The organism is Spirochaetota bacterium (genome assembly GCA_026415295.1).
GTDB lineage: Bacteria > Spirochaetota > JAAYUW01 > JAAYUW01 > JAOAHJ01 > JAOAHJ01.
Window position 1 is genome coordinate 23,967 of sequence record JAOAHJ010000009.1, and the last position, 11,959, is coordinate 35,925.

An 11,959-nucleotide genomic window follows, 5' to 3' on the forward strand; every position below is an offset into this window, starting at 1 on the left:
TTTTTAATATAAAAAAATTTAGAATTTAAAATTATGAAAGCAAAAAGTATTAAGAATATAGGAATTATTGCTCATATTGATGCAGGTAAAACTACACTTTCTGAAAGATTTTTATATTATTCTGGGAAAATTCATAAAATAGGTTCCGTTGATGAAGGAACAACTGAGCTTGATTATTTAGAAGAAGAAAAAGAAAGAGGTATTACTATTATATCTGCAGCTACTTCCTTTCAATGGAAAGATTCAATTATAAACTTAATAGATACTCCAGGCCATATTGATTTTATTGAAGAAGTTAGAAAATCTTTGTTTGTGGTTGACTGTTGTATTTTAGTTATATGTGGCACTTCACATGTCCAAGCTCAGACTGAAACTCTATACAATCTATGTAAAAAACTCAACATACCTCTTATTGTTTTTATTAACAAAATGGATAGAAACACATCTAACTTTACAAAATCATTCGAATCTTTACTTAATAAATTTAATAAATATTTTATTCCGATTACAATACCACTCTACACTAAGGATGATAAATTTATAGGGGTCTATAATATTTTAGATAATAATGCTTATATATATAATATAAATTTAGAAGGTGATAGATATAATGTTATAAATAATTTTCTTACATTTGATAACAATAAAGTCTTACAAAATGTTAAAGATTTCATTTTTAAAGATGATATAAACTTTTTTTTACAATATTTTATTGATACTTTATCTTCAAAAAGTGAAAAAATATTAAACCATTTTTTAAACCAACCAGATAATTATTCTATCATTGGACAAAATTATGAAGCAATTGTAGATGAAATATATAAACTTTGTATAAATAGGGAACTTTTCCCTGTCTTTTGTGGGTCAGCATACAAAAATATTGCAATACACTCCCTACTTGATGGCATAGTTCTTTTTGCCCCAGAATATAATATTTTAAAGCCAAAAGTCCTTGATATTAATAAAAATACTTTTATAGAAATTCCTCAAAATATTTCCCTTGGTTACATTTTTAAAATTATTTATGATAAACAAGCAGGTAAAATTTTCTTTGCTAGAATTTACAATGGTCATTTTGAGAAAAATCAAAAAATATATATACCAGATATAAAAGAATTTGACAGATTACCTCATTTATATAAAGTTCATGCAAATAAAAAGAATGAAATAGATAGATGTGAAGAAGGAGATATTATTTGCATAATTGGTTCGAAATATTTAAACCTTTTTTATACATTTTCATCTGATAGAAAAGATATAATTTTCAATAAAAAAGATTTTATTGATCCTGTGATTTCAATGAGAATAGAACCTCTTTCTATAAAAGATTTTTATCCATTAATAGATATATTAAAAATAATTGAAAATGAAGACCCTTCTTTTAAATTTAAATTAGATGAATCAACAGCAACAATTATCATTTCTGGCATGGGTGAACTTCATCTAGAAATAATTCAACATAGAATTGAAAATGAATTTAAGATAAAAACAAAAGTTGGAACACCATTAATAAATTATAGAGAATCAATTTCAAAAACAAATAGCATATCATTTAATTTAAAGAAAGAAATTAAAGGTGTTTTATTAAAATGTGAAGTTGAAATAGAAGTATCTCCTAATAATTCAAACTCCTATTCTATTGATGATAAAAATTTAACACAAAACTATTACCCTTTCATTGATAGTATAATACAATCAATTTTTCTTTCAGGCATAAAATTCGGATATCCTTTATTTGGTGTTAAAATAACAATAAAAAAAGTTAGTATAGATAATAAAGAAAATTCTGAAATTATACTTCAAGAAACTATTAATAAAGCTCTAATTAATATACTAGAACAATCTGGGCCAGTTTTATTAGAACCATATATGAAAATTGAAGTAGTCTGCCCTTATGAACATTTTTCAGAAGTTTATAATGATTTATTAAAAAGGAGCAATAATATCATTTCACTTGAAGATATAATCGAAGAAACAAATTATAAAGTTATTAAAGCAATGGGTTATTTAAAAAACTTTTTTGGATATTCCACAATTTTAAGATCTTTGACATCTGGCAAAGGAACTTTTTCTATGGAATTTAACTCTTATGAAAAATCTCAGTAATTTTTATTTGCAAAGTTTTAATATATTTTACTATTTTTTATTTTTTTAAATTTTTAGATTGATAATTTTAATAATTAAATTATAATAATATTATAGTTTCTAAATGAGGATAATTATGAAAAAATTTTGTATACCTAAAATAAATTTAAATTTTAAATATATACTTTATTTTTCATATTTTATTTTTATTTTATTTTTTCTATTTCAAATTTTTGTTTTAAATGTTTTAGCACAGGATTCAGAATACAATGAAATTTATACTTTAGAAGACATTATAAAAAAGATAAATGAACTCTCTAAATCCAAATTTTCAATTTCATTCTGGACAAACATTAGATTTAATTATCACAATTACAATTCAAATATTTATTTGCCAAATAATCTATTTCTATACTACTATATTTTGAATTTTAAATATCAATACTATTTTTCTTCCTTCTCAACTTTATATTTTGACTTTAACCTTTCAACTGAAGATAATGTTATATATTTAAATAACTTAAGTAACAACCTTGTTTTAAATAACATCTATATTAATAAATTAATTTATAATTTAAATATATCAAATCTATTAAACATTAACTTATTAAAAATAAATTTATCATTTGGACAAGATTTACTTTATAATTCTTTAATAGACACAGAATTCGAAAATGGCTATTATGGTATGTCCAATATTTTTATTAATAAGACATTTATAAATCTTAATCTAAAATTTAATTTAATAGATTTGAATATTTACTATCTTTCAACAAATTCTATTTTCATTTATATTAATCTCGATCTTATTGATATTTTAAAAATAAATGCATCTATAGTTTCTCCTCCAATTAAAAATTCACCTCCAAAATTTGATGGTCTAATCTATTTTCAAGCACTCGCACTATTTAAAAATTTTTATATATATGGATTTGCTCAATTAATAAACTATAATAACAATAATCAAAATAATTCATATGTTGATTTTGCAGTAAAAAGTAGTTACAAATTTTCATTTAACATTTTTAATATAAAAATTAATTCCAAATTATCACTATTTTTTGATTCATTGAATATTTATAATCCTATATCTTTTATTTCTGATAGATTATCAAATGCTATCAAATTAAACCTTAAAAATTATAGAAGATTTGGTGGAGAAATATCTATAGAAATACTAAATTTTCTTCACATTGTCCTAATTCCCTTCTATGCTTTTGAGTTAGATAACCAATTTAATACTATATTCGTAGATTTCTATTCTGAATTAAAGATTTATCCTTTCTTTATCTCATTTTCAGATTTAATTCCAATTTGCAATCACAATTTATACAATGGTACATATTTGAGAGTTGGAATTAAAACAACTTTTTAATAAACTTTTTACTAAAATATTTAATTTTATTTTAAAAATTTATATTTGAAAAAAATGCAAAAAAAAGAAATTATTAACAATATTCATATTTCTAAATATTATTTAATTATCTTATCAATAATTTTTATCATAATAAATTTTATTTTTTCTATTAATGCATTTGCTAATTCAGAAAATATTAGCTTTAACTATTTAAGTAATATAGATAAATTATTCTATTACTTCTCCTTTATTACTATAACTAAAGTAAACTTCGATTTTAACTATTTAAAATTTAATTTTTCTATCTATAATTCATTGGTTTATAATAGCAAGATTTTATATTTTGAAATTCAGACAATATTTAACAGAAATTTATTGTCATATCTGTTTTTTAATAACATTTATTTAAATAATTTCACTTTTAATATCTATATAGAAAAAGTATATTATAAAATAAGATTGTTTGAATTTAATAATGTTTTAATTTTTGATTCGTTTAATATTGAGTTTGAGAATGGATTAAAAAGCAATAACCTTTCATTTATAGAAAATAATCACTTCTTTCATAATTTTTATGAAGGCAATTTACCTCTAGAAATAAAAAGAAATTATTTTTTATTAAGAATTAATACTGATCTTTTTTCAAATAATATATATTATATTAATGATAATTATATTATTGAAAATTTAATAATAAATTTCTTAATATTTAAAATTTCTTCAATATTTTTATTTGATAAAACTTCTGAAAAATTTTATATCCCATTATTAATTTCTTTTGAAACTTCTATTAAAATACCATTTATTGAAATTTATTTTTTTATTAATATTTCAGATATTAGCAATGATAAAATTACATATGAAAATATACAGACATCTAAAGCAACACCATTTGGAATATCTTTTAATATAAATCATGAAGATTTTTATTTCAATTTATTTAAACAAAAATTTTATTATAATATTGCTGTTTTCTTTACTCAAAATCATTATTATTTATTTAAGAATAATGTCCTCATTCTATTTCCCTACTTAAATACTTCCTATTTTGATTTATTAGGGTTATCTTTTTATATAAAATCAAAATCAATTTTTTTATATTCTGGATTTCTTTTAATGAAAGTATTAGGAACAGAACCTGAATATGGAATTAATTTTGGAATTGGAATAAAGTTTAAAACTTTTTACTTCTGTATTAAACAGATAGTTTATGACAAAAATATTGAAAAATTAGGATTAAATTTAGAATTATCATTTAATTTCAATTTTTAGTTATTTAATTTTTTAACTAACTAAAAATATTAACAAAACTTTTATAATTTTAAAATTATTTCTTATTATTCAATCTTTAGTTATTTTATAATTTACTTCTGAAATTATAATAGAACCAAATATTTTACCACTCAAATCATATTTTATTAATTGAGGATAATATAAAATATCGTAATTTCTCCAATCACAATAATTAAAATAAAAATAATACATAAAAATCTCAATTCTAGATTTTTGAATTTTCTTCTCTTTTAATTCAAATTCAAATTCATTATAAACAAAATTTCCTTCCTTAACTTTAATAATATCCTTCTGGTCATCAGAAAACAATAATAGGATATTATTAATAAAATAGATAAAAATTTCAGGAGATAAATTTAGTTCATAAAAAAAATTTTGGTCTATTTTTTTAAGTCCTTCTTGCATAAAAATATAAAAACCTTCATTTTTCAGAAAATTATACTCAAAGTGCAATATCTCCACTTCCTTAGATAAAAATTTAATATATAGACTTAATTTAATAAAATTATTTTTTAAATATTTTAAATAAAAATCATATGAGCCAGGTTTAATTTCTGGAATGCTAGATTTTTCAATAACAAGAAAACCTCTATATTCAATTTCAGAAACATAAAATAAAGCCAAAATGGGAGTTTCTTTTATCTTTTCTTCAAAACTTTTTTCTCTTTTGACTGCTGTTCCTACTGTATTACAAGAGAAAAGATATAAAAAACATAATAAAATAAAAATTAGATATAATGTATTTAATAAAGTTTTTTTCATATATTTTTATACTTTCTACTCTACTTCAATAGCCTTCCTAAAAGCATTATGAGTTATAATAAAGTTTTCAATCATTACTTTGTTTTTTTCATAATAATCATCAAGTTCTTCTTGAGAAATATTAAAATATTTTAATAATTCATCTCTTTTCTTTAACATAAGATTATTTTTTTCTTCCTGAGAAATATTCTTTGCTAAAATTTCATCTTCAACTTTTCTTAATTCAATAGCAATAATTGCTATAATAGTACAATATGTAGGAACATCAGGTATTTTACCTATACCTTGAAGTTTTTTCATCTCTTCATCCCAATTAATATTTTGATATTGATCACTTTGTTCAACTATAAATATTTTTTCTCCTTCATCATCTCCAACAAGTAAACTTTCATCACCCCCCTTATTTTTTAATTTACAAGAAGAAATATTTATAAAGAGTGAAAAAAATAATATTACAAAAAATAAAAATACAACATAATAATAATACTTTTTTTTCATTATTCTTCCTCATTTAAAAATTCTATTAAAAAAATATATTAAATGCTCTCTTTTTGAATCATTATATCATTAACTTTTCTGCTTATAATTTTTGAAAGATATATAAAAGGGGTATCAAATAGAGCAACTAAAAATTTTATTAAATATGTACTTAATAAAATCTGAATAAAAACACCTTTTTCATAAATACCATAAAAAGCAATAAAACAAAAAATGAAAGAATCTATAGCTTGAGAAACCATAGTAGAAAAATTATTTCTTATCCACAATTTTTTCCCTTTAGTTAAATTTTTCCAAAAATGAAAAGCCCAAACATCGTGTATTTGTGATACTAAATATGCTATTAGTGAACCAATAGCAATTCTTGGAATAAAAGAAAAAATGTTTTTCATAGAATTATGAACAAGGTCAGCAGGATCAGGCTTGTATAATAAAGTTATCTGAAAAGTAAATGTCATGAAAATTAAAATTAAAAATCCAGAATAAACTGCTTTTTTAGCTTCATCTTTCCCATAATATTCGGATAGTATATCAGTTGCAAGAAATATTGAACCATATAATATATTTCCAAGTGTAACAGTTACACCGAATAATTTCACAAGTTTTGTTACTTGAATATTACAAAGAATAATATTTGCAGCAATAAGAGAATATAGTCCGTTTTTACCAAAAAACCTAAATAACAATAAACAAAATGAAAGGTCTGTTATTAAAAAAATAAACCACAAAAGTTCATTAAAACCAAATATGTTTTTTAAGAACATTTAAAACTCCATTAAATATATTTTATATAAATAAATTAAAATTTCATAATTTATCTCTGTTTTAATCTAACTATTCAAACAGAATTAGATTATTTTGATCTTATTAATATATACAAAAATTACAATAGAATAAAAAATTTAAAAGCAAGATCTTGTAAATAATTTTTAAAATTCTGCAAATCCAGGAACTCTATAAATTGGAATAACATCTCTTATATTAGACATACCTGTAACAAATTGAATTAATCTTTCAAAACCAAGCCCAAACCCAGAATGAGGAACAGAACCATACTTTCTTAAATCAAGGTACCACCAATAATCACTTTCATTTAGTCCAAATCTTCTTATAGCCTCCAAAAGTTTATCATAATCATCCTCTCTCTGTGATCCCCCAATAATCTCTCCAATCTGTGGAACCAACAAATCCATTGCTCTTACTGTTTTTCCATCATCATTCTGTTTCATATAAAAAGCTTTGATTTCTTTAGGATAATTAATTAAGAATATAGGTTTCTTAAAATATTTCTCTGTTAAATATCTCTCATGCTCAGATTGCAAATCAACACCAAAATGTACAGGAAACTCAAATTTTTCTCCAGAATTTTCAAGTATTTTAATACCTTGAGAATATTCAACAACTTCAAAAGAACTATTTATAACATCTTCTAGTTTCTTTAATAGCCCATTAGCAACCCATTTATCAAAGAACTCCATATCTTCTTTATCATTTTCAATTACATATTTTATAATATATTTTATAAATTCTTCAGCAAGTTTTATATTATCTTCCAATTCATAAAAAGCCATCTCAGGTTCAATCATCCAAAATTCCGCAAGATGCCTTGTTGTGTTTGAATTTTCAGCTCTAAATGTTGGCCCAAAAGTATATACTTTACCAAGAGAACAAGCATATATTTCTGCTTCTAGTTGCCCGGAAACAGTTAAAAAAGTTTTTTTTCCAAAAAAATCTTCCTTCCAATCTATTTCTCTTTTTTCCTTTAAAAGTTTTTCATAATCTAATGTAGTAACCTGAAACATTGCTCCAGCCCCTTCACAATCTGAACCTGTTATTATTGGGGTATGAATATAATAAAAATCTCTTTCATAGAAGAATTTATGAATTGCATATGCAAGATGACTTCTAACTCTAATTATTGCACCAAAAGTATTTGTTCTAGGTTTTAAATGTGTTATTGTTCTTAAAAATTCAAAAGAGTGTCTCTTTTTCTGCAAAGGATAATTTTCAGGATCAGCAATAGAAAATATTTTTACTTTTTTACCTTTCATTTCCCATTTTTGCTCTTTAGCAGGAGATAATGATATATCTCCTATAAACTCAACAGAACTCCCTGTTGATAAATTTTTTAAAGAATCATAATTTTCAACTTCTTTATCACAAACAATTTGTAAATTATTAATAATGGAGCCATCATTAAGTTCTATAAAATAAATATCTTTTAAATTTCTTACTGTCTTAACCCACCCTCTAACAATAATATCTTTTAATTCTTTATCCTTTTTAAATATTTCCTTGATAGATAAATATATCATATTTTCTCCTCGCAAATATTCATAAAAAATATCACTTTTTTAGAATACTTTCTTTTAAATTTAAAAAGAAATATAATATTTTAATGCACGACAATAAGTATACAATTTATTTTACTAATGTAAAGACTTGATAAATTTTAATTTATTAAAAATAAAATATTAGTTTAATTATATAGAAATTAAATATATTAACAATAACTTAAATTTACATTTAAACTGTAAATTTAAAATAGATATAAAAATACCTTATAAAAAAGAATAAAAAAAATTTTGCTTAACAAAACCAGCAAAACCATCTTTTTCAGGAATTATTGTTGAATAATTATCTCCATAATGCATTAAAAATATTTTTGATTTTATATTATCAGATAAGGTCTTAAGTTCTTCATATGAAGCATGAACTCCACCAGGGAAAAATTGACAATCATGAAATATAGCATCTATTTCAAAATTTTTAACTAAAATATCTAATAACTCACTATCAAAAATTGTATCTGATGTAAAAATAATTCTTTTATCTATTAATAAACCATAAGAAATTTGAAAATCTTTCAAATCTTTATATCCCGATGGAATATGTTTTGTTCTATAAAAAATTATATTTATACTACCTATCTCAATCTCTGAAACATCCCTATCTTCTTTAAAATCATAATTAAGCTTTATTTTTTTTGGATATACTACTTCAAAAAAATCTTCTATTTCTAAATATTTTCCTTCTTTTTTTTCGCTATATTTACATCCTCCAGCAAGGGATTCATTCCATAAAATATCTTTATATTTTTCAGTTATGTAAAGCCTAGGTTTTCTTTTATAAAAATATCTATTCATTAAAGCAATCTCTTCTACTCCACCTATATGATCAGCATGAGAGTGAGTCAATATAAGATTATCAATATTTGAAACATTTAGCTCAACTTTAGCCAATGCTTCCGGAGCTCTATTACCAAAATCAACGAAAATGGATGTATTTCCTTTAATAATCACTAAATTATTTTGATATAAAGTTTTTGCAAAAGCAGATCCACAACCTAGAAAATATAAAGTTAGCTCTCCATTATTGCTAAGAGGAAGTGCATCTTCATTAAATCTATAAACTTTAAGATTCTTTATCATCTTCGCTTTCACTAAATTTTTCTTCTAAATATTTTCTCAAAGCAAAATCAGGATTAAAACCAATCAGTAATGCTATTAAGATTATTTTAAATAAAAATTCTGCAATTACCATTTCAAATTCTTCATTAAATAAGTTTACCTTATCATTATTTCTTTTATTATTTTCGATTGTTTTATTTAAATAAATTTCGAATTTATTTGATAATTTTTTAAAATCATCAATTAGTTTTAATATATTTTTATTATAAATTAAGCCTTTTTTATTAATAATCTTCATTGCATAAATTAATGTTGGTAATGCTCTAATTTTGTTATTCTTTTTTTCTTCATTCTTCTTCTCATTCCAATATTTAAGAGCTTCTGATGATGAATAAGCTTTTTTATCTCCAAAAACATGGGGATGCCTTCTAAAAAGTTTTTCTATTATACCTGTATATACATCTTCTAAGCAAAATAAACCCTCTTCCTCAGCTATTCTCGATATCATATATACTTGGGAAAGTATATCACCAAGTTCCTCTTTCAAATTTTCTATATCTTTATTTTCCATTGCATCATATACTTCATAAACTTCCTCAAGTATATATTGTGAAAGAGATTTTATAGTTTGACTTTTATCCCATGGACACCCATTTTCAGATCTCAATACATCTACAATTTCTTTCAATTTTTTTGACAAACAAGATAAATCCATAAAGCCTACTCACCATTATTATTCCTTTTTTCTATCTCTTTTTCAAGAGATTCAATAAGAGATTTAAAAGTTTCATAATTTTTCTCTGAAAGACTTGAAAGAATTTTATGATCATTTAGAACAGATTTAAGATATTTTATTTCATCATCATTTATACTTTTTACTTCTCTTAAAATTTCTTCATTAAATTCAATAATATCTTTTTTTAATATAAACAAATTTGTTAAAGAATATTTTTTAAATATTTCTTCAACATAATTATTTCCATAAATTATTGGAACTTTAGCTTTTTCGTTTTTAACTTTCAAGCTAATATGTACAAGTGATCCTATAAAAGAAGAATCCATATATGTTATATCTGACATTATCAAAATAAGATTCTCATAATTTTTTTCGTTTTCAATAGTTTCTTTAAAAACCAATGATATTTTAAAATTTGAAACTTTAGGTAAAACAATTAAAAGATCATTTCCTATTTTACCAATCTTAAAAAATTCTTCCATAATGACTTCCAAACAGATAATTAAAACTTAACTTTTGGGACCTGTTTTTCCTCTTCTGTTATTTCAAAATATTTTTTTGGAGTAAACCCAAACATTCTAGCAAAAAAAACTATTGGAAATTGTCTTATTTTTTTATTATATGTTGCTACGATATCGTTATATCTTTTTCTTTCTACAGATATTCTGTTTTCTGTTCCTTCAAGCTCTGTTATCAAAGCCTTAAAATTCTCATTAGCTTTAAGATCTGGATAATTTTCTACAAGAACCAGTAACCTAGAAATGGCTTGGCCAAATTGATTATTAGCATCTATTTTTTCATCTATAGTTTTAGCACCAAGTGCTTTCGCCCTTGCTTCAATAACAGAAGTCAATGTCTCTTTTTCAAAATTAGCATAACCCTTAACAGTTTCTACTATATTTGGAATAAGATCAGCCCGTCTTTTCAATTGTACATCAACCTGAGCCCATGCTGCATTTACTTCTTCATCAAGTCTTACTATTGAATTATAAGTAGATATCAGTGAAATAATCATAAGAAAAATAACTATTACGATACCAATTAAAATATAATTTTTGTTCATAATTTACACCTCTTTCAAAAATAATTTAAAATAATTAAATTTTATCAACCTTAGCAATTAAATAATTAATAAAAATATAAAAATTATCCAGAACAAAATTAATATCATCAAAATTTATTTTTTCTTTTAAGATTTTTAATATATTATTTCCAGCTTCTATGTTATAATGTTCTGTTAATTTTCTAATATTTTCATAACTATCTAATGAATAATCAAGATTTAATAAATACAATAATGAAATAAAGATAAAATTATAGTTTTTAATTGTATTTTTTAAAATTTTAATACTTTCTTTTTTACTTCTTATTAACACACTTTTATTTATAATATTAAATATTAAATTTCTAAATTCTCTCTCAATCTCAACTCTTATTAATTTATTATCAATTTCAATATCATTTATAATACTTTTACCATAAATATTTTTTGATAAATTTTTGATAAAAAATATACTTGCTCCATAAACATCAATGCCATTTCTCAAAAATTCTTCTGTAATTATTAAAGGAAAAAATTTATAAAATTTAAAATAAGATTTCAAAACTTTTTTTATTACTTTATTATTTTCAAATTTATAGAATTCAAAAATAATTATTAAGAAATCATTTTCTATTTCTCTTATTTCTTTTAAATTAACATCTTTAAATTCTTTTATTAAATTTTCAATAAATACTCTTTTTAATCTTTCTCTCTTTTCAATCTTCATATTTTACTCCATATCATTTTTAACTATAATTTACATTTAAGATTTCTTT

General features: G+C 22.0%; 12 protein-coding genes. 3 read left to right on the forward strand and 9 right to left on the reverse strand.

Annotated features, from left to right (window positions below):
* Nucleotides 1–33: 33 nt before the first annotated feature.
* From N3A58_02770 to N3A58_02780, 3 genes are all read left to right on the forward strand, one after another.
* A complete protein-coding gene (locus tag N3A58_02770) occupies nucleotides 34–2,106 on the forward strand; it encodes a TetM/TetW/TetO/TetS family tetracycline resistance ribosomal protection protein (protein ID MCX8058321.1) in 2,073 nt (690 codons plus the stop codon).
* 115 nt (nucleotides 2,107–2,221) lie between these two features.
* Nucleotides 2,222–3,460: a hypothetical protein gene (locus N3A58_02775; protein MCX8058322.1), complete on the forward strand. Its 1,239-nt coding sequence runs from the start codon at nucleotides 2,222–2,224 to the stop codon at nucleotides 3,458–3,460.
* Nucleotides 3,461–3,514: 54 nt separating this feature from the next.
* A complete protein-coding gene (locus N3A58_02780) occupies nucleotides 3,515–4,714 on the forward strand; it encodes a hypothetical protein (protein ID MCX8058323.1) in 1,200 nt (399 codons plus the stop codon).
* Nucleotides 4,715–4,783: 69 nt separating this feature from the next.
* On the opposite strand, the gene N3A58_02785 is transcribed toward N3A58_02780, so the two are convergent.
* The 9 genes from N3A58_02785 to N3A58_02825 all read right to left on the reverse strand — a co-directional run bounded on the left by N3A58_02785 (nucleotide 4,784) and on the right by N3A58_02825 (nucleotide 11,910).
* Nucleotides 4,784–5,497, reverse strand: a complete 714-nt coding sequence (locus tag N3A58_02785; GenBank protein MCX8058324.1) for a hypothetical protein — start codon at nucleotides 5,495–5,497, stop codon at nucleotides 4,784–4,786.
* A 15-nt stretch (nucleotides 5,498–5,512) separates the two neighbouring features.
* Entirely contained in the window at nucleotides 5,513–5,995 is a 483-nt protein-coding gene (locus N3A58_02790; GenBank protein ID MCX8058325.1) for a hypothetical protein, read from the reverse strand.
* A 38-nt stretch (nucleotides 5,996–6,033) separates the two neighbouring features.
* On the reverse strand, nucleotides 6,034–6,759 hold the full coding sequence (locus N3A58_02795) for a queuosine precursor transporter (GenBank protein MCX8058326.1): 726 nt from the start codon (nucleotides 6,757–6,759) through the stop codon (nucleotides 6,034–6,036).
* 165 nt (nucleotides 6,760–6,924) lie between these two features.
* Nucleotides 6,925–8,310 carry an asparagine--tRNA ligase gene (asnS, locus tag N3A58_02800; GenBank protein ID MCX8058327.1) on the reverse strand — a complete coding sequence of 462 codons (1,386 nt, stop codon included), beginning with the start codon at nucleotides 8,308–8,310 and terminating at the stop codon, nucleotides 6,925–6,927.
* A gap of 246 nt (nucleotides 8,311–8,556) precedes the next feature.
* Nucleotides 8,557–9,426, reverse strand: coding sequence for an MBL fold metallo-hydrolase (locus N3A58_02805; GenBank protein ID MCX8058328.1), 870 nt, complete (start codon nucleotides 9,424–9,426; stop codon nucleotides 8,557–8,559).
* A complete protein-coding gene (locus tag N3A58_02810) occupies nucleotides 9,410–10,120 on the reverse strand; it encodes a MazG family protein (protein ID MCX8058329.1) in 711 nt (236 codons plus the stop codon). Before N3A58_02810 ends, N3A58_02805 begins: the two co-directional genes overlap by 17 nt.
* Before the next feature lie 5 nt (nucleotides 10,121–10,125).
* Nucleotides 10,126–10,623 (reverse strand): STAS domain-containing protein, encoded by a 498-nt coding sequence (locus N3A58_02815; GenBank protein MCX8058330.1) that lies wholly within the window; start codon nucleotides 10,621–10,623, stop codon nucleotides 10,126–10,128.
* 20 nt (nucleotides 10,624–10,643) lie between these two features.
* The gene (locus N3A58_02820) at nucleotides 10,644–11,204 is read right to left on the reverse strand and encodes a LemA family protein (protein ID MCX8058331.1); all 561 of its coding nucleotides are present in this window, start codon (nucleotides 11,202–11,204) and stop codon (nucleotides 10,644–10,646) included.
* Between the two features lie 34 nt (nucleotides 11,205–11,238).
* Nucleotides 11,239–11,910, reverse strand: a complete 672-nt coding sequence (locus N3A58_02825) for a hypothetical protein (GenBank protein MCX8058332.1) — start codon at nucleotides 11,908–11,910, stop codon at nucleotides 11,239–11,241.
* Between the last annotated feature and the right edge of the window lie 49 nt (nucleotides 11,911–11,959).